Origin of the sequence: Xanthomonas sacchari (assembly GCF_040529065.1) — a bacterium.
GTDB classification, from domain to species: Bacteria; Pseudomonadota; Gammaproteobacteria; order Xanthomonadales; family Xanthomonadaceae; genus Xanthomonas_A; species Xanthomonas_A sacchari.
Genome location: NZ_CP132343.1, coordinates 456,091 through 479,239, shown reverse-complemented (window position 1 = coordinate 479,239; position 23,149 = coordinate 456,091). Strand labels below are relative to the sequence as shown.

The 23,149-nt window shown below is 70.1% G+C and carries 20 protein-coding genes and 1 pseudogene; 12 read left to right on the top strand and 9 right to left on the bottom strand.

The features are described 5' to 3' along the window. The first annotated feature begins 143 nt into the window (after nucleotides 1-143). From RAB71_RS02000 to fhuE, 3 genes are all read left to right on the top strand, one after another. Nucleotides 144-1,241, top strand: coding sequence for a catalase family peroxidase (locus RAB71_RS02000; RefSeq protein WP_010341378.1), 1,098 nt, complete (start codon nucleotides 144-146; stop codon nucleotides 1,239-1,241). Then, a complete protein-coding gene (locus RAB71_RS01995; protein ID WP_010341377.1) occupies nucleotides 1,238-1,807 on the top strand; it encodes a cytochrome b in 570 nt (189 codons plus the stop codon). Before RAB71_RS02000 ends, RAB71_RS01995 begins: the two co-directional genes overlap by 4 nt. A gap of 383 nt (nucleotides 1,808-2,190) precedes the next feature. Next, entirely contained in the window at nucleotides 2,191-4,356 is a 2,166-nt protein-coding gene (gene fhuE / locus RAB71_RS01990) for a ferric-rhodotorulic acid/ferric-coprogen receptor FhuE (protein ID WP_010341376.1), read from the top strand. A gap of 61 nt (nucleotides 4,357-4,417) precedes the next feature. Here the strand turns inward: fhuE and RAB71_RS01985 are convergent, their stop codons facing one another. The 5 genes from RAB71_RS01985 to RAB71_RS01965 form a co-directional block, all read right to left on the bottom strand. Continuing rightward, a complete protein-coding gene (locus RAB71_RS01985) occupies nucleotides 4,418-6,112 on the bottom strand; it encodes a diguanylate cyclase (RefSeq protein WP_010341375.1) in 1,695 nt (564 codons plus the stop codon). A 103-nt stretch (nucleotides 6,113-6,215) separates the two neighbouring features. Further along, nucleotides 6,216-6,818, bottom strand: a complete 603-nt coding sequence (locus tag RAB71_RS01980; protein ID WP_010341374.1) for a response regulator transcription factor — start codon at nucleotides 6,816-6,818, stop codon at nucleotides 6,216-6,218. A 52-nt stretch (nucleotides 6,819-6,870) separates the two neighbouring features. Further along, nucleotides 6,871-8,073, bottom strand: coding sequence for a sensor histidine kinase (locus tag RAB71_RS01975; RefSeq protein ID WP_010341373.1), 1,203 nt, complete (start codon nucleotides 8,071-8,073; stop codon nucleotides 6,871-6,873). 100 nt (nucleotides 8,074-8,173) lie between these two features. Then, nucleotides 8,174-8,959, bottom strand: coding sequence for an ABC transporter permease (locus RAB71_RS01970; protein WP_010341372.1), 786 nt, complete (start codon nucleotides 8,957-8,959; stop codon nucleotides 8,174-8,176). Further along, nucleotides 8,956-9,858 (bottom strand): ABC transporter ATP-binding protein, encoded by a 903-nt coding sequence (locus RAB71_RS01965; RefSeq protein WP_010341371.1) that lies wholly within the window; start codon nucleotides 9,856-9,858, stop codon nucleotides 8,956-8,958. Before RAB71_RS01965 ends, RAB71_RS01970 begins: the two co-directional genes overlap by 4 nt. Nucleotides 9,859-10,110: 252 nt before the next feature. Here RAB71_RS01965 and RAB71_RS01960 point away from each other — a divergent pair, with 252 nt between their 5' ends. The 6 genes from RAB71_RS01960 (at nucleotide 10,111) to RAB71_RS01935 (ending at nucleotide 16,857) form a co-directional block, all read left to right on the top strand. Continuing rightward, complete coding sequence (locus tag RAB71_RS01960) at nucleotides 10,111-11,358, top strand: efflux RND transporter periplasmic adaptor subunit (RefSeq protein ID WP_010341370.1); 1,248 nt, start codon at nucleotides 10,111-10,113, stop codon at nucleotides 11,356-11,358. A gap of 714 nt (nucleotides 11,359-12,072) precedes the next feature. Further along, on the top strand, nucleotides 12,073-12,267 hold the full coding sequence (locus RAB71_RS01955; RefSeq protein WP_156148510.1) for a hypothetical protein: 195 nt from the start codon (nucleotides 12,073-12,075) through the stop codon (nucleotides 12,265-12,267). 61 nt (nucleotides 12,268-12,328) lie between these two features. Beyond that, nucleotides 12,329-13,018 (top strand): ABC transporter ATP-binding protein, encoded by a 690-nt coding sequence (locus tag RAB71_RS01950; RefSeq protein ID WP_010340093.1) that lies wholly within the window; start codon nucleotides 12,329-12,331, stop codon nucleotides 13,016-13,018. A 13-nt stretch (nucleotides 13,019-13,031) separates the two neighbouring features. Continuing rightward, nucleotides 13,032-14,189, top strand: a complete 1,158-nt coding sequence (locus RAB71_RS01945) for an ABC transporter permease (RefSeq protein WP_010340092.1) — start codon at nucleotides 13,032-13,034, stop codon at nucleotides 14,187-14,189. A 64-nt stretch (nucleotides 14,190-14,253) separates the two neighbouring features. After that, on the top strand, nucleotides 14,254-15,564 hold the full coding sequence (locus RAB71_RS01940) for an ABC transporter permease (RefSeq protein WP_010340091.1): 1,311 nt from the start codon (nucleotides 14,254-14,256) through the stop codon (nucleotides 15,562-15,564). Between the two features lie 150 nt (nucleotides 15,565-15,714). After that, nucleotides 15,715-16,857: an alpha/beta fold hydrolase gene (locus tag RAB71_RS01935; protein ID WP_010340090.1), complete on the top strand. Its 1,143-nt coding sequence runs from the start codon at nucleotides 15,715-15,717 to the stop codon at nucleotides 16,855-16,857. A 78-nt stretch (nucleotides 16,858-16,935) separates the two neighbouring features. On the opposite strand, the gene rarD is transcribed toward RAB71_RS01935, so the two are convergent. Together rarD and yedA are read right to left on the bottom strand one after the other, a co-directional pair. After that, nucleotides 16,936-17,838 carry an EamA family transporter RarD gene (gene rarD, locus RAB71_RS01930; protein ID WP_010340089.1) on the bottom strand — a complete coding sequence of 301 codons (903 nt, stop codon included), beginning with the start codon at nucleotides 17,836-17,838 and terminating at the stop codon, nucleotides 16,936-16,938. Further along, nucleotides 17,835-18,731, bottom strand: coding sequence for a drug/metabolite exporter YedA (gene yedA, locus RAB71_RS01925; RefSeq protein WP_010340088.1), 897 nt, complete (start codon nucleotides 18,729-18,731; stop codon nucleotides 17,835-17,837). The genes rarD and yedA overlap by 4 nt, the downstream gene beginning before the upstream one ends. A gap of 122 nt (nucleotides 18,732-18,853) precedes the next feature. Between yedA and RAB71_RS01920 the strand changes: the two genes are divergently transcribed. From RAB71_RS01920 to RAB71_RS01910, 3 genes are all read left to right on the top strand, one after another. Next, nucleotides 18,854-19,264, top strand: coding sequence for a Rap1a/Tai family immunity protein (locus RAB71_RS01920; protein WP_010340087.1), 411 nt, complete (start codon nucleotides 18,854-18,856; stop codon nucleotides 19,262-19,264). 431 nt (nucleotides 19,265-19,695) lie between these two features. Beyond that, nucleotides 19,696-20,304, top strand: a complete 609-nt coding sequence (locus tag RAB71_RS01915) for a hypothetical protein (RefSeq protein ID WP_029561682.1) — start codon at nucleotides 19,696-19,698, stop codon at nucleotides 20,302-20,304. Between the two features lie 393 nt (nucleotides 20,305-20,697). Continuing rightward, nucleotides 20,698-21,669, top strand: a complete 972-nt coding sequence (locus RAB71_RS01910; RefSeq protein WP_353940057.1) for an IS110 family transposase — start codon at nucleotides 20,698-20,700, stop codon at nucleotides 21,667-21,669. Between the two features lie 235 nt (nucleotides 21,670-21,904). Here RAB71_RS01910 and RAB71_RS01905 read toward each other — a convergent pair. Beyond that, a pseudogene (locus RAB71_RS01905) lies at nucleotides 21,905-22,015 on the bottom strand (peptidase); the annotation flags it as partial. Nucleotides 22,016-22,122: 107 nt separating this feature from the next. Then, nucleotides 22,123-23,055: an MBL fold metallo-hydrolase gene (locus tag RAB71_RS01900; protein ID WP_010341029.1), complete on the bottom strand. Its 933-nt coding sequence runs from the start codon at nucleotides 23,053-23,055 to the stop codon at nucleotides 22,123-22,125. Nucleotides 23,056-23,149 lie beyond the last annotated feature (94 nt).

Sequence of the window (23,149 nt, the reverse complement as noted above, 5' to 3'; positions counted from 1 at the left end):
GCCTTGCCCCTGGCACGCGGCCGCGGCCGGCAGCGCGCGCAGGCCGCCATCACTGCACCGCGTTCATGCCCGAGCGTGTCTGCTAGCGCCTGCACCGCGCCCGACCGCGTTCCTCCCCTCGCCGCCGCCACAGGAGCCGCCCCATGTCCCGTCCCGATCCCACGCCGCCGCGCCGGCGGCCCTGGCTGGCGCTGGCCGGCATCGCCGCGATCGCCGCCGTGCTCGCCGCCGCCTTCGCCTGGAGCGCGGGCTGGCTGGGCGGCACGCAACGGCTGACCGCGCAGCGCATGACCGACGCCATCGAAGCCGGCGGCCCGCCGCATCCGGGCTTCCGCCGTGCGCACAGCAAGGGCGTGTGCGTCAGCGGGCATTTCGAAGGCAACGGCCAGGGCAGCGCGCTGTCCTCGGCGCGCGTCTTCGCGCAGGCCTCGGTGCCGGTGCTCGGTCGCCTGTCGATCGGCGGCGGCGACCCGCATGGCGCCGACGGGGCCGCCCGCGTGCGCAGCATGGCGCTGCAGTTGCGCAGCGACGACGGCCAGGAATGGCGCACGGCGATGAACAGCTTCCCGTTCTTCGTGGTCGCCAGCCCCGAGGGCTTCATGGCGCAGACCCTGGCCGCGCGCCCGGACCCGGCCACCGGCAAGCCGGACCCGGCGAAGATGGCGGCGTTCCTGCAGCGCTACCCGGAGGCGAAGAAGTTCCAGGAGTGGGCCAAGACCGCGCCGTGGTCGGACAGCTGGGCCAACACCCAGTACAACGGCGTCAACGCGTTCCGCTTCACCGCCGCCGACGGCAGCACGCACGCGGTGCGCTGGTCGATGCGCCCGCAGACCCCGTTCGCGCCGCTGTCGGCCGAGCAACGCGCCAAGGCCGATGCCGACTTCCTGAGCGAAGACCTGCAGGCGCGGCTGGCGCGCGGCCCGCTGCGTTGGGACCTGGTGCTGACCGTGGCCGCGCCCGGCGACCCGGTCGACGACCCGTCGCAGCCGTGGCCGCAGGATCGCCAGCAGGTGGTCGCCGGCACCCTGGTGCTGGACCATGCCGAGCCGCAGGCCACCGGGCCGTGCCGCGACCTCAACTACGATCCGCTGATCCTGCCGCACGGCATCGCCGGCTCCGACGATCCGATCCTGGCCGCGCGCTCGGCGGTGTATTCGCAGTCCTTCAACCGCCGCGAGCGCGAGATCGCCAACGGCCAGGCACCGGACGCCACCGGCCGCCCGCACGGAGGTACGCAATGAACCGCGACGATCGCTCCGCGCACTTCAACCTGCTCGCGCGCGTATTGCACTGGCTGATGGCGGCGATGATCCTGACCATGCTGTTCGTCGGCGTGGGCATGGTCGCCTCGGTGTCGCAGCGGCCCTGGCTGCTGAACCTGCACCGCCCGCTCGGCATCGCCATCTTGCTGCTGGTGCTGGTGCGCCTGGGCAACCGCCTGCTGCACCGGCCGCCGCCGCTGCCGGCCGACCTGCCGCGCTGGCAAAAGGCCGCCGCGCATGCCTCGCACTGGCTGCTGTACGCGCTGATGCTGGCGATGCCGCTGCTGGGCTGGTCGATGCTCTCGGCCGGCGGCTACCCGATCGTGCTGTGGCCGGGCGTGCAGTTGCCGCCGATCGCCCCGCACAGCCCGGCGCTGTACGCCTGGCTGCGCAGCGCGCACGGTTGGCTGGCCTACCTGCTGTTCGCCACGGTGCTGATGCATCTGTGCGCGGCGCTGTTCCATGCCTGGGTGCGCCGCGATGGCGTGTTCTCGAGCATGGCGCGCGGCGCGGCGGCGCCTGCAGCGCCGCGCGACCAGGCGTAGTCCACCCACGACACGACACGCGAGGCGCAGCGCGTGCGTCCCGCGCGGCGCACGCTAGTGCCCTCACGCGCACGTCGATCGGCCCGTGCGGTGCGGCATGACCCCCGGGCGACGCGACGCGTTTGTGTCAACCGCGACATGGCCCCAGCCGCGGGCCGCCGTTACACTTGTCGGCGGACGGGCGCGCTCGTCCGCCCCTGTTCTTCCCGCGCACCGGTCGTTCCCCTGGGAATCCGGCGCCGCGGCCGCGCCAGCCAGTGCCGTTGTTCCGCAGCCCGCCACGCCGGCCTGCGAGTCCGCGCGCCAAGCCAGCTCACCCTCGATCGTCGTCCGGCGCTACATCCGCGCCGACGATGGCCATGCCTGCTGCCTTGGAGTCCGCGATGTCCCGTGTTGCCCCCACCCGCCGTTTTCCGCGCCGTTCGGCGCTGACCGTGGCCTGCCTGCTGGCCGCCGCGCCGGCGTTCGCCGCGACACCGGCCGCGTCCGCCGCCGACGGCGCGGACGATGCCGAGCGCGATGTCACCACCCTCGACAAGATCAGCGTCAAGGGCGAGCGCGCCGAGGGCTACAGCGTGCGCAAGACCAGCGCCGGCACCCGCTTCGAGCTGGCGCCGCGGGAGATCCCGCAGTCGGTGAGCATCATCAGCCACCAGCGCATCGAGGATCAGGGCCTGGACGACATCATCGACGTGCTGGAGAACACCACCGGCGTGTCCAGCACGCGCTCGGACAGCGAGCGCTTCGAGTTCTACGCGCGCGGCTTCTACATCGACAACTACCAGTTCGACGGCATCCCCACCACGATGGTGCAGAACTGGAGCTACGGCGATTCGGCGCTGGATCTGGCCCTGTACGACCGCGTGGAAGTGGTGCGCGGCGCCACCGGCCTGCTCACCGGCGCCGGCAATCCTTCGGCCTCGGTCAACCTGATCCGCAAGCACGCCGACAGCGCCGAACTGACCGGCAGCGTCACGGTCAGCGCCGGCAGCTGGGGCCGCACCCGTTCCACGGTCGACGTCACCACCCCGCTCAATGCCAGCGGCACGGTGCGCGCCCGGGTGATCGGCAGCTACCTGGACACCGATTCGTACGTGCAGCGCTACAGCCAGCGCAAGTCGCTGGGCTATGCGGTGATCGATGCCGACCTGACGCCTGACACGCAACTGAGCGTGGGCTACGACTACCAGAACAAGCAATCCGACGGCGTCACCTGGGGCGGTTTCCCGCTGTGGTACGCCGACGGCAGCCGTACCGACTATCCGCGCTGGTTCAACCCGGCCGCGGACTGGACGTTCTGGGACACCACCAGCAAGCGCGCCTTCGCCACCCTGCAGCATGCCTTCGGCAACGGTTGGCAGCTCAGGCTCAACGCCACCCACGACCAGACCGACGTCACCGACAAGCTGTTCTACCCGTACTACACGATCTATGGCTTCGACCGGCAGACCGGCGCCGGCGTGGTGCCGTACTCGGGTTACTACATCACCGGGCGCAAGGTCGACGGCCTGGACGCCTACGCCGAAGGCCCCTTCCAACTCGGCGGGCGCGAACACGAACTGATGGCCGGCGTCAGCTACAACCGCCGCCGCTACGTGAACACCGGTGCCTTCGACTTCCCCGGGCCGCTGCCCAGCTATCTCGGCTGGACCGGCGCCTATCCGGAGCCGGCGTGGTCGCCGATCAGCGAGTTCAGCCGCGGCACCGTCACCCAGAAGGCCGGCTATGCGGCGGCACGGCTGTCGCTGGCCGATCCGCTGAAGCTGATCGTGGGCGCGCGCTACACCGACTGGAAGGTGGACGGCAGCGAGAGCGGGGTGGGCTACGTGCTGCACCAGGAGAAGACCACGCCCTATGCCGGCCTGGTGTACACGCTCGGCGACGTCTGGTCGGTCTACGCCAGCTACACCGACATCTTCCAGCCGCAGACCGCGCGCACCGCCAGCGGTGCCTACCTGGACCCGGTGATCGGCAAGAGCTACGAGGCCGGCATCAAGGGCGCCTGGTTCGACGACCGCCTCAACGCCGCGCTGTCGGTGTTCCGCATCGACCAGGACAACGTCGCCCAGGCCACCACCGGATTCGTGCAGGGCACCACCGAGACCGCCTACGTCGCCGCGCAGGGCACGGTCAGCCGCGGTTTCGAACTCGAACTCAACGGCGAGCTGGCGCCGGGCTGGAACGCCACCTTCGGCGCCTCGCGCTACGTCGCCAAGGACGTCGCCGGCGCCGACATCAACAGCCAGCTGCCGCAGACCACGCTCAAGCTCTACAGCAGCTACACGCCACGCAGCCTGAGCGAACTGACCTTCGGCGGCGGCGTCAATTGGCAGAACCGCATCTACTACGTCGATGCCACCTACGGCCGCTTCGCGCAGAGCGGCTACGCGCTGGTCAGCGCCTTCGCGCGCTACCGCCTGTCGCCGGCATTCTCGGTGCAGCTCAATCTCAACAACCTGCTGGACAAGCGCTACTACGCGCAGATCTACGGTTACGGCGCCTGGGGCGAACCGCGCAACGGCACGCTGAGCTTCAGTTGGTCGTTCTGAACCGGCAGTCCACACCGCGCGCATGCCGCGATGCGGCATGCCTGGGAGGGAGACAGGCGCCTCAGGCCTCGACGATGCGCAGCGGCACGTCGTCAGCGGCGGCGACGCGGTTACGGCCGCCGCGCTTGCCGCGGTACAGCGCCGCATCGGCGCAGCGCAGCAGTTCTTCGGTGCTGCGGCCGTGGTCCGGATAGGCGGCCACGCCGATCGACACGGTCACCGGCGGCAGCGCCTGGCCCTGGTGCTGCACCTGCAGCGCCGCCACCGCGGCGCGGATCTGCTCGGCGCGGCGCTGCGCCACGTCGGCGGCGGCGCCGGGCAGGATCACCGTGAACTCCTCGCCGCCGTAGCGGCAGGCGATGTCCTCCGGCCGCACCAGCCCGGCCAGCAACTGGCCGAACGCCGCCAGCAAGGCATCGCCGCCGGCGTGGCCGAGGCGGTCGTTGAGCGCCTTGAAGTGGTCCAGGTCCAGCATCATCAGCGCCAGCGGCTGCTCGCGCCGCTCGCAGCGCGCCAGTTCGCGCACCAGCGATTCTTCCAGGTAGCGGCGGTTGTATAGCCCAGTCAACGGATCGCGGATCGACTGCGTGCGCAGGCGCTGGCGCAACTGCAGGTTGTGCAGCGCCATCGCCAGCTGTTCGGCCACCACCTCGACCAGCGGCAGGCGCTCGAGCAGGGTCGGATCGCGGCTGGACAGATGGATCAGCCCCAGCGGCTCGCCCTGCACCACCATCGGCACGCAGGTGCCATGCCGCGCCGCGCCGGCGGCGTGGACGCAGGCCGGCGCCGCGCCAGGCCGCTGGATCTGGGTGGCGCGGCTGCGCAGGCCTTCGCAGCCGCTCAGCGACAGCGCCGGCATGCACAGCGCCTCTTCGCCCCAATGCGCCACGCAGACGGCCTGCTCGCCTGCCGCATCGGTGCAGTACACGCTGCAGCCGGCGTCGCCGAGCAGGCGTTCCAGCGCCTGCCGCGCGACCTCCACCGCCTCGTCCTGCTGCACGCAACTCTGCAGCCCGCGGCTGCAGCGGTTGAGCGTGCGCAGATCCTGTTCGGTGCGCTGCATCTGCTGCACGGTGCCCACCAGCAGCGCATTGGCATGGTGGCCACGCAACTCGGCCTGGCTGCGCCGGCCGATCTCGCGGCGCAGCAGCAGGTACAGGCACAGCGTCATCGCACAGACGGCGGGAATGCCGACCACCGCCAGCCGGCGCAGCAGGTCGGCGTTGGCGGCGGTGGAGCGGGCGCTGCTCGCCAGCGCCGCGCGCTCGCTGCGCACCATGCTGTCGGTGTTGCGCCGGATCGCCTGCGACAGCACGCGGCCCTGGCGCGCGCGTTCCGGGTCCGGCCTGAGCATGCCCGGGCCGCCGCCGCGCTCGAAACGGGCCACGGCCCGCGCGCTGTCGCGCATGCGCGTCTGCACCTGCGCCTGCACCAGGCGCAGGCGCTGCTGCTGGGCGGGGTCGTGCCGTACCAGTGCGGCCAGCTGCTCCAGCCGCGCCGGCAGCGTCTGCTGGCAGCCGCGGAAGTCGGCCAGATGCTCGCGGCTGCCCAGCAGCAGGAAGCCGCGCAGGGATGCATCGCAGTCGGCAAGGTTGAGCTGCAGGCCGTTGATGCCGGCAATCACCTGGTGGCTGCGTTGCACCTCGGCAGCATCGTCGAGGAAGCGCTCGCTGCCCACCAGCACGCCGCCGCTGATGCCCAACAGCAGCAGCAGGGCCAGCGGCACGCCATAGCGGTTGATCGTGGTGGAGGGCATGGCGTCGACGAGGGGAAGGGAGGAAGGCCGCGCGCGCCACCAACTGCGCTGCGCAGTCAAGCGCAGGGAGCCATGCAAATTTCAGGCCACCTGGCGCGGCGCGTCACAGCCAGCCCTTCTGCCGGGCCAACCGCGCCGCCTCGATGCGGTTGCCGACCCCGAGCTTGCCGATCGCCTCGGACAGATAGTTGCGCACCGTGCCCGACGACAGCCCCAACTGCGTGGCGATGTCGCCGGCCGAGGCGCCCTCGCCGGCCAGGCGCAGCACCTGGCGCTCGCGGTCGTTGAGCGGGTCGGCTTCGGACCACGCTTCCAGTGCCAGTTCCGGATCGATCGCGCGGCCGCCGCGGTGCACCTGGCGGATCGCGTCGATCAGCCGCTGTGGCGGTGCGTCCTTGAGCAGGTAGCCGCCGACCCCGGCATCCAGCGCGCGCCGCAGGAAGCCGGGACGGGCGAAGGTGGTGACGATGATGACGCGCACCGGCAGTTGCTGCCGCTGGATGCGCTGGGCCAGTTCCAGCCCGCTGAGGCCGGGCATCTCGATATCGGTGACCAGCAGGTCGGGGGAATGCGCCTGCAGCGCGCGCCACGCGGCCTCGCCGTCGGCCGCGCTGGCGACCACGTCCAGATCCGCTTCCAGGCCCAGCAGTGCGCCCAGCGCACCGCGCACCATCGCCTGGTCCTCCGCCAGCACTAAACGAATCACGGCACCCCCCGGTCCTTGTCGGCCCATTGTAGTGCCCGGGCCGGGCCGGCGCTCAGCCCAGCGCGGCGTCCTGGTCCGCCGGCGCGGGCACCCGCGGTGCCGCTGCGGGTTCCGGCACCACGGTCGCCTCGATCCGGGGCAACGGCGCGGCGGCGACCAGGCAGGTGCCCAGGCCGCGCTCGGAGGCGATGCGCAGGCTGCCGCCTACCGCCTCCAGCCGCTCGCGCATGCTGCTCAGCCCGGTGCCAGGCTGCAGCGCGCCGCCGCGGCCGTCGTCGCGCAGTTCCAGCAGGGCCTGGCCGCGCTCGCACCACAGCCGCAACTGCGCGTGGCTGGCACGGGCATGGCGCTGGATATTGGTAGCGGCCTCGCGCAGTACCAGCGCGAACACCGTCTCCAGCTGCGGGCATGGCGGCAAGGCCTCGACCTGATAGCGGAAGCTCACCCCCGACGATTCCAGCAGCAGCTTGGCGGCGGCGATCTCCGCGGCCAGCTGCGCGGCGCGGATACCGCTGACCGCGCGCCGCACCTGGCCCAGCGCCTCGCGCGCGACCTGGCCCACTTCCTCCATCTCGCGCTGCGCCGCGGCGGCGTCGTGGGCGAGCAGGCGCGTGGCCAGGTCCGACTTCAGCGCCACCAGCGACAGGGTATGGCCGAGCAGGTCGTGCAGGTCGCGGCCGATGCGCTCGCGCTCGGCCACCGCCGCCAGGCGCCGCACTTCCTCGTGGCTCAGGCGCAGTTGCGCCTCGCCGCGCGCACGGCGCTCGAAGCTGATGTTCATCAGCCCTACCGACAGGCCGACCACCACTGCGCTGACCATGTACAGCGGCGACCAGCCGCGCAGCGTCCAGGCCAGCGCGAACAGGGCCAGCACCAGCAGCATCGCCGCCACCGCCCGCACCGGCGACAGGCAGAACGCCAGGAAGGCGCAGGCATAGATGATGTAGCACTGCGCGCCGGGGTTGTACGGCAACAGCACGAACGCCAGCGCCGCCATGCCCGCCACGCACCAGGGCAGGTAGCGCCGGTGGAGGTAATAGGCCACGTAGTACAGGGCCAGAAACACCAGGTAGCTGGCCAGCGTCGGCGGGAACCAGTTGCGGAAGTAGTACGGCTCGTACAGCGGAGTGACGAACAGCCAGATCGACCACACCAGCGACAGCCACACGAACCAGTGGGTGCTGGACTTGGCCGAGCTCCAGCCGATGCGGCGGGCGATCAGCGAGTCGGGCGAGGCGTGCAGCAAGGCGATCACGTCGGGCTCCCAGGGCGGCACGGCCGCCGCGGCGCATAGCTTAGCGAAGGCGCCGGCACGCGGAACCGCGCGACGGCGCCGGGATCGGGATGGCGCGCCATCAGCCGCGACGCAGGCGCCGCTGCGCCAGTGCGTAGAACACCACCGTCACCGCCAGCAGCGCGGCGACATGGCCGACACTGCTGCGGCCATCGGCCTGGCCGACCACGCGCAGCGCCAACTGGCCCAGGTGATAGGACGGCCACAGCGGCGCCAGCGTGATCAGCCACGCCGGCAGCAGCTGCAGCGGGATCCACAGCCCGGACAGGAACGCCATCGGCAGGTAGATCAGGTTGACCAGCGCCGGCGCACCGCTGCCGCCGGCATAGGCGCCCAGCGCCAGCCCGATCGCGCAGAACGGCAGCGTGCCGAGCACGTCGACCAGCAGCAACCCGATCCGCTGCATCGGCGTCAACATCACCCCGCCGAGCACGGCGGCCAGCGCCTGCAGCAGTACCCCGATCGCCAGCGCGAACGCCATCGCCAGCACTGTGCGCGCCAGCAGCAGCGCCATCGGCGGCACCGGCATCGCCCGCTTCAGCGCCAGCAGGCCGCGCTCGCGGTCCTGGGCCAGGCCGACGCCGAACCCGAACAGCGCCGGCGCCATCACCCCGAACACGCTGTAGCTGGCCATCAGGTACACCGCCGCGTCGTGGCGCCCGTGATTGAGCAGCACGCCGAACAGCAGGTAGAACAGCGGCGGGAACAGCAGCGTCGGCAAGGCGAACGACGGCGTGCGCAGCCAGCGCAGCACCTCGTAGCGGATCTCGCGCAACAACAGCGCGCCCTGGTCGCGCAACGACCAGGCGGCCGCCGGCGGGACAACGGAAAGATCGATCGGGTTCATGCGGCCTCCGCACGGGTGATGGCGAGAAAGGCGTCGGCCAGGCCGGCGCGGCGTACTTCCAGCGCCGTCAGCGCCGGATCGCTGGCGAGCAGCCGCGCCACCACCGGCTCGGCCGGCTCGGCGACCACCTCCAGCACACCGTCGCGGCTCTCGGCGTGGCGCACCTGCGGCCACAGCGCGACCTGCGCCGCCGGCAGCGCGCTGCGGCAGCGGACGGTGCATTGTTCGAAGCGCGCACGCAGTTCGGCGACGCTGCCCTCGGCGATCAGCGTGCCGCGCTGCAGCACCGCCACCCGGTCGGCCAGCGCCTCGGCCTCTTCCAGATAGTGCGTGGTCAGCAGCACCGCGCAGCCGTCGGCGACCAGCTGGCGGATCGCCCGCCACAGGCCCTGCCGCGCCTCGATGTCCAGGCCGGTGCTGGGCTCGTCCAGGAACAGCACCCGCGGCCGCCCGCAGATCGCCATCGCGAATTGCACGCGGCGCTGCTGGCCGCCGGACAGTTGGCCGTAGCGGCGTGCCATCAACCCGTCCAACCCGGCCAGCGCCACGCAGTCGGCGACGCTGCGCGGCTGCGGGTAGTAGCCACGCGCCTGCAGCAGCAGTTCGCCCACACGCAGCGTCTCCGGCAGCCCGGCGGTCTGCAGCATCGCACCGGCCTGGCGGCGTGCGGCCAGCGCCCGCGGATCCTGCCCGCACAGGCGCACGCTGCCGGCGTCGGGCGTCTGCAGCCCGAGCAGCAGGCCCACCGCGGTGCTCTTGCCGGCACCGTTGGCGCCCAGCAACGCCAGCAACTGGCCACGGTGCAACTGCAGGTCGACGCCGTCGAGCGCGACCAGCGCCCCATAGCGCTTCTGGACACCGCTGAGCTGCGCCAGCGGCAACGCATCATGGTCAGGCATGGACAACTCCAGTGGTGGCAGGGAGTGCCTAGGCTGCGCCGTGGCGGGGATGCCGCCCAGTGCGGCGCGTCAACTGCATCGAATGACATCTGTCACTGGCAGCCCCGGCACGATTGCCGCATGCTGCGATCCACGCCGAGGGGCGGCGTTTCTTCCCGTTGCAGCGCACCGCAGAAAGTGACTTCCGGCCATGCCCACGGCGGCCGGTGGCTCGCACACTGCAGCGCGCCGACCGTTTCGTTCAAGGACACGATGAGTACTTCCTCCGACCTGCTCAAGGAACTCCGTATCGACCGCAAGGCGCCGCCGAGCGAGCCGCCGTCGCGACGCGGGCTGTGGATCGCGTTGGTGCTGCTGCTGGTGCTGCTCGCCCTGGGCGCCGGCGGCTGGTGGCTGTTCGGCCGCAGCAAGCCGCTGGAGGTGCGTACCGCGGCGGTGGTGGCGATCGCGCCCGGCAGCAGCAGCGCCTCGGTGCTGGACGCCAGTGGCTACGTGGTGGCGCGGCGCATGGCCACGGTGTCGGCCAAGATCACCGGCAAGGTCCGCGAGGTGCGCATCGAGGAAGGCATGCGCGTGGAGGCAGGCCAGGTGATGGCGACGCTGGATCCGATCGACGCCAATGCGCAGCGGGTGCTGTCGGCCTCGCAACTGGACGCGGCACGCAGCCTGGTCGCCAACATGCAGGCGCAGGTGCGCCAGGCCGATGCCGACGCGCAGCGGCTGCAGACCCTGGCCGGCCAGCAACTGGTCTCGCGGTCGCAGTACGAGCAGGCGGTGGCGCAACGCGACGCCCTGCGCGCGCAGTTGCAGAACGCGCAGCGCAACGTGGCGGTGGCCGGCAACCAGCTGTCGATCTCCGATCTCAACGTCGACAACACCATCGTGCGTGCGCCGTTCTCCGGCGTGGTCACCGCCAAGGCGGCGCAGCCGGGCGAGATCGTCTCGCCGCTGTCGGCCGGCGGCGGCTTCACCCGCACCGGCATCGGCACCATCGTCGACATGGATTCGCTGGAGATCGAGGTCGAGGTGGGCGAGTCCTACATCGGCCGGGTCAAGCCGGGCATGCCGGTGGAGGCCACGCTCAACGCGTATCCGGACTGGAAGATCCCGGCCGAGGTGATCGCGATCATTCCCTCCGCCGACCGCGGCAAGGCGACGGTGAAGGTGCGCGTGGCACTGAAGCAGAAGGACGCGCGGATCGTGCCGGAGATGGGCGTGCGGGTCAGCTTCCTGGAGGCACCGCAGCCGCAGGCGCAGCACACGCCGCAGGGCGTGCGGGTGCCGGGCGCGGCGATCGTCAAGCGCGCCGGCCAGGACGTGGCGTTCGCGGTCAAGGACGACAACACGGTCGAGCAGCGCGCGCTGAAGACCGGCATCGCCCTGGGCGACGACCGCCAGGTGCTGTCCGGCCTGGCCGCGGGCGACACGGTGGTGCTGGATCCGCCGGAGGCCTTGCATGCGGGTATGCAGGTGAAGACGGCGGAGGCCGCTGCGCAGTAGCGCAACGCACCAGCGCGCACTGCGCACTGCACCAGCGCCTCGACGTCGAAGCTGTCCGATGTAGTCAGTTTCAGCGGCGCTTGCCGCAGCCGAATCGATCAAGCTCCAGTTGTTGCAGTTGCTGTTGCTTCTGCTGTTGCTTTACCGCTGTTGCGGTTGCTTTTGCTCTACAGGGTTCCCTTCCGCAGCGGCGGATGGACCGGGGAAACACCCGAAGGGCGGCGCACATGGATGTGCGCCGTTCGCGGCAGGGGCAGGATGCCCCTTCCGCGAATCCCCGGTGCATCCGCGGACCCGGAGCGCGTAGCGCGGAGGGCGCAAGGCAGGGCGCGCTTTCTTTTGGTTACCTTTTCTTTGCGCGAGCAAAGAAAAGTAACTCGCCCGCAAGGGCGAAAGCCTTTGCTGTTGCTTCAAGCTTTCGTGTCGGACAAGAAGAACCGTAGGAGCGGCTTCAGCCGCGACCAGCGTAATCGGTCATGCATGTCGCGGCGTAAGCCGCTCCTACAATCCAGCGGCCGCCGCAGTAGCAGCAAATGCAAGAGCAAAAGCTTTCGCCTTGCGGCGAGTTACTTTTCTTTGCTTGTGCAAAGAAAAGTAACCAAAAGAAAGCACACCCTGCCTACGCGCCCTCCGCGCTAACGCGCTCCGGGTCCGCGTCCAGCCCGGGGATCCGCGGAAGGGGCATCCTGCCCCTGCCGCGGACGGCGTACATCCATGTACGCCGCCCCTTCGGGGTTTTTCCCCGCGCTGGCCGCCGCTTCGGAAGGGAACCCGGCAAGTCAAAAGCAAGAACAACGGCAACGGCAACGGCAGAAGCAACAGCAAAAGCAACAACCACTGCAACTGCACTTGCAACAGCAACAGCAACAGCAACAGCAACAGAAAAATCAAAAGCAAAAGCAACGGTAATTACATCGCCGCCATTGGCGACCGCATCGCCTCCATCTCGTCCACCGCCAGGAACACCACCATGTCCACCCTCGTCACCCTGCGCAACGTCACCAAGACCTACCAGCGCGGCCCCGAGAAAGTCCAGGTCCTGCACGGCATCGACCTGGATATCGCCCGCGGCGACTTCGTCGCCCTGATGGGCCCGTCCGGCTCCGGCAAGACCACCCTGCTCAACCTGATCGGCGGGCTGGATTCGCCCAGCGGCGGCGAGATCGAGATCGAAGGCCAGCGCATCGACCGCATGAGCGGCGGCCAACTCGCCACCTGGCGCAGCCACCACGTCGGCTTCGTGTTCCAGTTCTACAACCTGATGCCGATGCTCACCGCGCAGAAGAACGTCGAACTGCCGCTGCTGCTGACCTCGCTCGGCGCCGCCCAGCGCAAGCGCAATGCCGAGATCGCGCTGACCCTGGTCGGCCTGGCCGAGCGACGCAACCACAAGCCCAGCGAACTGTCCGGCGGCCAGCAGCAGCGCGTGGCCATCGCCCGCGCCATCGTCTCCGACCCCACCTTCCTGATCTGCGACGAACCCACCGGCGACCTCGACCGGCGCTCGGCCGAGGACGTGCTGGGCCTGTTGCAGGAACTCAATCGCAGCCACGGCAAGACCATCGTCATGGTCACCCACGATCCCAAGGCCGCCGAGTACGCCACCCACACCGTGCACCTGGACAAGGGCGAGCTGGCCGACGCGCCGGCCGCGCACTGAGCGAGGCGATGCCATGAAGTATTTCTCGTTGATCTGGGCGCAACTGTTTCGCAGCAAGACGCGGACGCTGCTGACCCTGTTCTCGGTGATCGTCGCCTTCCTGCTGTTCGGCCTGCTCGACTCGGTGCGTGTGGCGTTCACCGCCGGCGGCTCGGTGGAAGGGGTCAACCGCCTGGTGGTGGCCTCGCGGCTGTCGATCACCCAGTCGCTGCCGGTGCGCCTGGAGTCGCAGATCCGCAGCGTGCCGGGCGTGCGCGACGTGACCTATGCGATGTGGTTCGGCGGCATCTACAAGGATCCCAAGGACTTCTTCCCCAACTTCTCGGTCGCGCCGAACTTCTTCGACGTGTACAGCGAGTACGTGGTGCCGCCGGAGCAGCTCAAGGCCTTCCGCGACACCCGTACCGGTGCGGCGGTGGGCGAAGCGCTGGCGAAGAAGAACGGCTGGAAGGTCGGCGACGTGATCCCGCTGCAGGCCACCATCTTCCCGCGCGGCGGCAGCAACGACTGGCCGCTGGAGCTGAAGGCGATCTTCAAGGCCAAGGACCGCGCCAACGTGCAGGCCGAGAACCAGTTGATGATGAACTGGAAGTACTTCGACGAGAGCAACGACTACATCAAGGGCAAGGTCAGCTGGTACACGGTGCGGCTGGACAACCCCGAACACGCCTCGCGCGTGGCGCAGGCGATCGATGCGCTGTCGGCCAACTCCGACCACGAGACCAAGTCGCAGACCGAGTCGGCGTTCCAGCAGGCCTTCGTCAAGCAGTTCGCCGACATCGGCCTGATCGTCACCTCGATCATGGGCGCGGTGTTCTTCACCCTGGTGCTGCTGACCGGCAACACCATGGCGCAGGCGGTGCGCGAACGCATCCCGGAGCTGGCCACGCTCAAGACCCTGGGCTTCCAGGACCGCACGGTGCTGACCCTGGTGATCGTGGAGTCGGTATTGCTGATCGTGCTCGGCGGCCTGCTCGGCATGGCGCTGGCGGCGGCGGCGATCCCGGTGCTGGCCAGCGCCAGCCGCGGCGCCCTGCCGGTGCACGCGGTGCCGGCGCAGACCTGGCTGATCGGCGCGGCGCTGATGCTGGTCATCGGCGTGGTGGTCGGCCTGCTGCCGGCGCTGCGTGCGCAGCGGCTGAAGATCGTCGAAGCCCTGGCCGGGCGCTGAGCCCGCCCCCTCTCTCCAGCACAGCGATGCCACGGACGGCGACGCAGACCCGAGGAACAACGCAATGAAGATGCAATGGTTATGGAATGTCCTGGCGATCGCGGCGCTGGCGCTCGGCCTGGGAATCTGGATCGCCCTGCCCTGGTTCCTGGTGCTGGCGCTGGTGGCGGTGCTCGCCGTGCTGCTGCTGGTCACCCGCAGTGGCCGGCTGTCGCTCGCCGCCGCGCGCATCGGCATCGCCAGCCTGCCGCAGCGCTGGGGCGCCAGTTCGGTGATCGTGGTCGGCATCGCCGGTGTGGTCGGCGTGCTGGTGGCGATGCTGGCGATGGGCCAGGGCTTCCAGGCGACCCTGGACAGCACCGGCGACGACACCACCGCCATCGTCCTGCGCGGCGGCTCGCAGGCCGAGACCAACTCGGTCATCACCCGCGACCAGGTGCCGCTGATCGCCAGCCTGGCCGGCGTGGCGCGCGGCGCCGACAACCGCCCGCTGGTCTCGCCGGAACTGTCGCAGGTGGTGAACCTGCAGTCCAAGTCCGACGGCAGCGACGTCAACGCGCAGTTCCGCGGCGTCGGCGAGCAGGGCTGGGCGGTGCACGACAAGGTCAAGCTCCTGCAGGGCCGTCGCTTCAAGCCGGGCCTGCGCGAGATCGTGGTCGGCAAGGGCGCGCAGTCGCAGTTCCGCGGCCTGCAGCTCGGTCAGACCCTGACCCTGGGCAACCAGGCCTGGACCGTGGTCGGTGTGTTCGCCAGCGGCGATGCGCACGATTCGGAGCTGTGGACCGACACCCAGACCCTGGCCACCACCTACAACCGCAGCGCCTACCAGTCGATCAGCGTGCGCACCCAGGGCCAGGACGGCTTCCGCCAGTTCAAGGCGGCGATGGACGCCGACCCGCGGCTGAAGCTGGACGTGTTCACCACCCGCGAGTACTACCGCAAGCAGGGCGGCAACCTCAGCAAGGTGCTGGAGGTGCTGGGCACCTTCATCGGCACCATCATGGCGATCGGCGCGGTGTTCGGCGCGCTCAACACCATGTACGCCGCGGTCGCCACCCGCGCCCGCGAGATCGCCACCATGCGTGCGCTGGGCTTCCGCGGGCTGCCGGTGGTGGTGGCGGTGATGCTGGAGACCATGCTGCTGGCGCTGCTCGGCGGGGTGCTGGGCGGGCTGATCGCCTGGGCGATCTTCAACGGCTACAGCGTCTCCACCCTGGGCAGCAACTTCAGCCAGGTGGTGTTCCAGTTCAAGGTCTCGCCGCCGCTGCTGTGGACCGGGCTGAAGTGGGCGCTGGGCATCGGCCTGGTCGGCGGCCTGTTCCCGGCGCTGCGCGCCGCACGCCTGCCGATCACCACCGCCCTGCGCGCACTGTAGCGCCAGGGCTGAACGCGCCGGGCCGGGCCCCCTGTCCCGGCCCGGCCCAATGGCCGCTGACGCGTCATCGTTTCGTCATCGAAACGCGGTAGAACGGCGGCCGCCGAGGCGCTAGCCTGCGCGGCCATTTGGTTCCACGCCGCCACGTCCATGTCCTCGCGCCTGCGCCTGCTGCTCGTCCTCTGCGCCAGCCTGTGGCTGAGCGCCTGCTCCTCCACCTCGCTGAGCGACCGCCTGGTCGCGCCGGGCGGCGTGTCGCCGCTGATGGACGAGGAGCGCATCCAGAGCCTGCTGGCGACCCTGCCCAACCGCAGCGGCCACGTGGTGGTGCCCGGCGGCATCCCGATCTTCTGGCGTGCCATCGACCCGGGCGACTACCACATGCGCTACCGCTACGAGCACGCCGGCCGCGACGCCAGCGGCCACGAGCATGCCGACTTCGCCATGGACGTGGGCACCCCGGCGCCGGCCACGCACATGGCCCCGCGCGGCACCGTGGTGCTGCTGCACGGCTGGATGATGGACGGCGATTCACTGTTGCCGTGGTCGCTGGACCTGGCCCAGGCCGGCTACCGCAGCATCAGCATCGACCTGCGCAACCACGGCCGCTCCGGCGGCGGCCCGGCCGGCTACGGCACCCGCGAGTCCGACGACGTGGTCGCGGTGATCCGCGCCCTGCGCGCCAGCGGCGAGGTGCAGGGCCCGGTGTACCTGTTCGGCGTGTCCTACGGCGCGGCCACCGCCCTGTTCGCCGCGCAGAAGCTCGGCGACCAGGTCGACGGCGTGGTCGCGATGGAATCTTTCGCCAACGCCGGCCGCGGCATCCGCGACATGATCCCGCACATGCTCGCCAGCCGCCCGCGCGGCTGGATGGCCAGCGCGGCGATGGACCTGGCGCGCTGGCGCTACGGCGGGCAGAACCTGGACGCGGTCATCGCCAACGCCAACCAGCGCCTGGCGCTGAACCTGGACCAGGTCGACGTCACCGCCGCCGCGCGCGCCGCACCGGCCTGCGTGCTGCTGCTGCACGGCAGCGCCGACCAGCACATCCCGGTGGCGCACGGCCGCCTGCTGGCGCTGGACGCCCCGCGCGCGCACTACCTGGAGATGCCCGGCGAGAACCACCTGAGCCTGCCGATGCGGCTGGACCTGCTGGCGCCGACCGTGGAGGACTGGTTCGCCGACCTGCAGTCGCCGAGCCACGGCGGCCGCTGCCCGCAGCCGCTGCCGCCACGCGCGGATCCCGAGCTGCAGCTGACGGGTGAGCCGGCGGCAAGCGGTAGCCGCGGCTGAGCCCGGGGATTCGGGATTCGGGATTGGGGATTCGTAACAGCGGGCTGCGCTGCTTCTGCTCTTACGAATCCCTAATCCCTAATCCCTAATCCCCGCTCTCCGCCACAGACTCTCACCGGCGAACAGCAACAACCCGATCCAAATGGCGGCAAAGCCGATCGCCTTGCCCGCGTCGAACGGCTCGCGGAAGAACCACACGCCCAGCAGCAGCTGCAGGCTTGGCGCGATGTATTGCAGCAACCCCACCAGCGACAGCGGGATGCGCCGCACGCCGTAGGCGAAGCCGATCAGCGGCACCGCGGTCACCACGCCGCCGAACGCCAGCAGCAGGTCGTTGCGCCAGCCCCAGCCGCCGACGAAGCCGCCACCGTGGCCGGCCTCGCCCCACAGCACGAACCCCAGCGCCGGCAGGAACAGGTACAGGCTTTCCACGCCCAGCCCGGCCACCGCATCCACCTGCACCAGCTTGCGCAACAGGCCGTACAGCCCGAACGAGCCGGCCAGGCCCAGCGCGATCCACGGCAGCGTGCCGGCGTCGACGGTCAGCCAGGCCACGCCGAGCGCGGCGCAGGCCACCGCCAGCCATTGCAGCGGACGCAGCCGCTCGCGCAGCACCAGCACGCCGAGCAGCACGTTGACCAGCGGATTGATGAAGTAGCCGAGGCTGGTCTCGATCACGTGGCCGGCATTGACCGCCCAGATGTACAGGCCCCAGTTGAAGGCGATCGCCACGCTGCTCAGCGCCAGCGTGGCCAGCGCGCGCGGCTGCGCGGCGATGCGCCGCCACCACTGCAGGCGCGCGCTGTACACCAGCCAGGCCACCACCAGCAGCGTGCTCCAGACGATGCGGTGGGCGATGATGTGCGGCGACGGCACCGCCTGCAGCAGGTGCCAGTACACCGGCACCACGCCCCACAGCGCGAAGGTCGCCGCGGTGATCCACAGGCCGCGCCGGGCCTCCTGCTCGGCGGCCGCGGTCATCGCCGGGTCCTCGCCACGGTGATCACCACCACGCCGGCCAGGATCACCGCCATCGCACCAAAGTCGCTGGCGCTGAAGCGTTCGCTGCCGAGCCAACTGCCCAGCGCCACCGCGATCACCGGATTGACGTAGGCATAGCTGCCGGCCAGCGCCGGACGCACGTTCTGCAGCAGCCATACGTAGGCGGTGAAGGCGACGATCGAGCCAAACACGCACAGGTAGGCCACCGCCAGCATGCCCTGCGCGCTCGGCAGGGTGTGCAGGCGCTCGCCGCTGAGCAGGCCGATCGCCACCAGCATCCCCCCGCCGCACAGCATCTGCCCGGCGGCGGCCATGAACGGCATCGGCAGGTCGCGCCCGCGCGACCACACCGAGCCGAACGCCCAGCCGACCGGCGCGATCAACAGCAGCACCAGGCCCAACGGGCTGGCATTGAGGCTGCTGCCGGCGTTGAGCCACACCACGCCGGCGAAGCCGACCACGATCCCCAGCCATTCGCCGCGGCTGGCGTGATGGCCGCGCAGCGTGCCGAACAGCGCCATCCACAGCGGCACCGAGGCCACCGCCACCGCCGCCAGCCCCGAGGACACCTGACGCTCGGCCAGCACCACCAAGCCATTGCCGCAGACCAGCATCAGCGCACCCAGCATGGCCAGCGGCCGCCACTGCGCGCGCGTGGGCGCGGCCACGCCGCGCCAGCGCAGCACCGCGTACAGCACGCTGCCGGCGATCACGAAGCGGGTGCCGGAGACCACGCTCAGCGGCGGCGCGCCGCCTTCCAGGGCGAAGCGGATCGCCAGATAGGTCGAGCCCCAGACGACGTAGACCAGGAACAGGGCGAGAACGACGAAGCCGCCGCGCGCAGGCGCGGCAGCGACAGGAGCGGACGGCATCGGACGGCGCCAGAGACAGCGGGGGCGCTATTCTAGAGCACCTGCTCCGCGCGCAAGCCGCTTCACCCGCGCATGTCGCGCCGCCGCGGCATGCGGACCACTCGTCGAGAAAGGAGTCGTGGATGACATCACACCGCACCTGGCTCGCGCTGCCCTTGCTGGCCGCGCTCAGCAGCAACAGCGCGGCACGCCCGCCTGCCGGACCCTGGGACTTGAACGGGCATCAGTTGCTGGAAGCCCCGCTGGACGGCTCACTGGCCGCCGACCTGGGTCCGCAGCAACCGCAGGAACTGCGGGTCATGGTGTCCTCGCGCACGGCGGCCGCGTACATGCTCGGCATCGCGGCCGGCAGCGAGGGCGCGCGATGGTGCCGACCGGCCGGCCAGTCCGGCCCACCGAATGTCCAGGCACTCGTCGCCGATCTCGTCGCGCTGCCCGACGCCCGCCTGGACGAACGCGCCAGCGACCTGGTCGTGCAGGCCCTGGCAAAACGGTACCCCTGCAAATCCGCGCCGCGCCGCGCCTCGCGCTGAGAGCGCCCGGCTACTGCAGGTCGCGTCGGCGCGACGAGGTCGCGATTCACCGCGGCTGGCGCGGTGTCCGCGCCGGGTGCCGAACGCGCATCCACTGTGGCATCGGCGCGACCAGGAGCGGCGCTTGCGCTCCACCAGCACTACCAAGCCGGTGTTGCAGGCCAGCATGGGCATGCCGAGTCGCTTCGGGGGCCGCTCCTGTGCGCAGCCGTGCCGCGCCGCGCTGCAGCCGGGGAAACGGGATCGGCCTCGCGTAGCGAATGTGCTGCGCAAAGCAGTTCTGGTCCTGATGTCGTCACCGATGAAAGGACGTCCATGACAGCGCAGTCCGCGCCTGCTGCCGCGCTCCACCGCGCCGCGAAATACCTAAGAGACGGTTCAGCCGCACGGGCGTATCTATACGCGTACACACCCGCTCGCCGAGCACCGCCATGGCCATCGCTACTGCACTGTCGCCGCTCGGCACCGTCAATCCGTATGGCACCTCGCCCTATGGCTTCTCTGCAACGGGCACCTCGGGCGATTCGGCCCAGGCCGGCAACCCCATCGTGTCCAGCAACGATCCGGCGGCGGTGCAACAGGCCGTGGAGTTGTCCGGCGACGCCTCAGTGATCCTCAGCCTCGGCGGACTTGCCGCGAGCACCGCGGCGGACACGGGCCTGACCTACAACGCCGCCGGGCTGTTCAACAGCATCGTCAGCGCCGGCCCCACCGATGCGGCCTCGACCAGCGGCACCTCCGGTTCCAGCACCGATCCTTCGACGTCGACGACCGGCACCGGCACGTCGACCTCGACGGCCACCTCGCCGTATCCCACGCTCGACCAGGCCACGCAGACCTACGACCAGGGCCTGCTCGGCACCATCACCGCGCCGCCGTCGACCCCCGGCCTGTACAACGCCTCTGGCGTCTTCAGCAGCCAGGGCCTGACGCCGCAGCTGTCGTCGCTGCTGCAGTCCAACCCCGACCTCAGCAGCACGGTGACCGGCGATCTGCTCAACCAGGGCATCGTCGGCGGGCTGATCGATACCACTGCCTGAGCAGTGGCCGCCCTGCAGTAACTACCTAAGTCTGGCCGGTCAGCGGCACTTCTCGTCACGACTCGCGCGACACCGGTCGTCCCCCGTAGGAGCGGCTTCAGCCGCGACAGGCCTTACCGGCAATGCCCGTCGCGGCTGAAGCCGCTCCTTGTATCTGGACATGTCGCCCCTAAACAGGCGTCATGTCTTCCGACTGATCATCGGAGGAGGTGTGGGAGGCCCAGTCGCTCCTAAAGCTTCGAGCTTGCATCGTAGATCGGCTCCGCCCTCCACATGCTGGCCCTTGTGTGTCCGAACGGTATCCAGAGTCCGCTCCCGGGCGTGAACTCGCATCGACAAGGCAGGACCGGGCCCAGCGCCGATCATGACCCTGACACGATGGAGGAATCGCGTATGTCTCCCGTCATCGGCATCGACGTCGCCAAACGCAGTTTCGATGCGGCCATCGATCTGACCAATGGCAAGCACCGTACCAAGGCCAAGTTGTCCAACGATGCCAAGGGCTTCCAGGCCCTGCAGGCATGGCTGCAGACGCATGCGCAGCCCGATAGCTGGATCGCCATGGAGGCCACCGGCACCTATCACCAGGCGCTGGCCGAGTTCCTCCACGCACGAGGCTATCAGGTGTGCGTGCTCAACCCTGCGCAGACGGCCGCGTACGCACGCAGCCAGCTCAGCCGGGTCAAGACCGATCGCAGCGATGCCAAGCTGATCGCCAGTTATGCCCTGCGTCACCGCGAGCAGTTACGCCGTTGGCACCCTGATCCGCCGGCGCTCAAGCAGCTCAAAGCGCTGGTGCGCCGGCGCCAGGATCTGCAACAGATGCTGCAGATGGAGCGCAACCGGCTGGACGTCGCTCCGGCCCAGGTGAAGGACTCGATCCAGGTCCATTTGGCCGATCTGCAACACCACATCGCCCAGATCGAGCAGGCCATCGATGACCACATCGACCAGGATCCGACCTTGCGTGGGCAGCGCGAGCTGCTGGTGAGCATCCAGGGGATTGCCGACACCAGCGCGGCCTTGATGCTGGCCGAGCTTGGCGATGTGAGGCGCTTCGCCGATGCCGCGGCGGTGACCGCCTTCGCGGGCCTGAATCCGTGCCTGCAGCAGTCGGGCGACCGCAAAGGCCACGTCTGCATCTCGCGCACCGGCTCGCCCCGCCTGCGTGCGGGCCTGTTCATGCCGGCCCTGGTGGCCATGACCCACAACCCGATCATCCGGACGCTGAAACAGCGGCTGAGCGAACGCGGCAAAGCCGGCAAGCAGATCGTGTGCGCCGCCATGCGCAAGCTCCTGCACCTGGCCTACGGGGTTCTCAAATCGGGTACGGCGTTCGATCCGAAAAGGGGACTTGCCTGCTAGGGGGTAAGACGGTATCTACGGGTAATGACCTTTCAGCGCGCTCGGCAATGCCTTTGTGCCGCGACACCATCGCAACCGTGCGTACCGGTCATCGCCAACAGGCGCCAATCCTTGCGCAACCGACTTGGGGTGGCGGCACGTCGTGCCGCAGATCCGGCATGGTCTTCCTGCCGATTGCTCAGCCCGGCAGCGCCGGACCGCAGCCCTCCGAAGAATCGCAGGCCGCCGGCAACGCATGCCGCTCCAGCGCATCGGCATCGCTTGCGGCATCGCCGGCCAGCGCATCGTTGGCCGCCTGTGCCGCACCTCCCATGAACAGGGAAGCGGACAGCAGCAACATGCGCATCGGGTTCACGGTCACGACCTGGCAACAAGCGGGCCGCACAGTGTAGAGAATGGCGTCGCGCCGAGACAGCGCTGCGAGGCGTTCGCGTGAGCGACGCGAGGCGTCGTTCAGCGCGCGGGACGCTCCAGCCAGCAGGCCAGCCCCTGCGCATTGAGCTCGATGTCCATGTGCAGCACGCGCTCCACGCCGGCATCGTCCAACGGGCAGCCATGCAGTCGCGCCCGCTCCAGATACAGCGCGGTCAGTGCGGCGACCAGGCAACGATGCCGGTCGGAACGGCCGTCGCAGCCACGCGCGATCGCCACCATCGCCTCCAACTGTTCCAGCAGTTCCGCCGCCAGCGCCTCGGCCCCCTCCACCGGACCGTAATGGGTGAGATACAGCGTCTGCGGCGCGTAGCCGAGCATGCGCTGGATCGAGGCCTGCATGGCCTCCGGCTCGAACTGCACCGGCGACGAGGTGGGGATCGCGAATGCGCCACGCGCGCTGTCCAGTTCGCGGTAGGACAGCCCGAAGGTGTCGCCACTGAACCAGCTGCGGCTGCGCGCGTCCCACACGCACAGGTGATGGCGCGCGTGCCCAGGGGTGTCGATGCACAGCAGCTCGCGCCCGGCCAGCGACAGGCGATGGCCGTCCTCGGCCACGACCACGCGTTCTGCCGGCACCGGCACGATGCTGCCGTAGCTGCGCGCCATCTCCGCCTCGCCATACACCGCGGTGGCGCCAGCAATCAGCCGCGCCGGATCGATCATGTGCGGCGCGCCGCGCGGATGCACCAGCAGGCGCGCGTTCGGCAGGTGCTGCAGCAGCGCACCGGCGCCACCGGCATGATCCAGATGCACGTGGGTGAGGATCAACCAGTCCACCTCGCCCGGCGCCAGACCCGCGTGCGCCAGCGCCTCCAGCAGCACCGGCACGGCATGGCTGGTGCCGCAGTCGACGAAGGCGCCGCGCCCGTTCTCCACGATCAGGTAGGCGGCATCGAACTGCGCGCGCTGGAAGCCGGTATCGACGAGATGGATGCTGGGATCGCGTGGCATGGCGCAAAGGCGTGGCGGGCGAGGCTCCATTCTAGGCGGTATGGAGGACGCTGCCAGTGCTGCCGGCAAGGGCCGGACGGAGAATGGACGACAG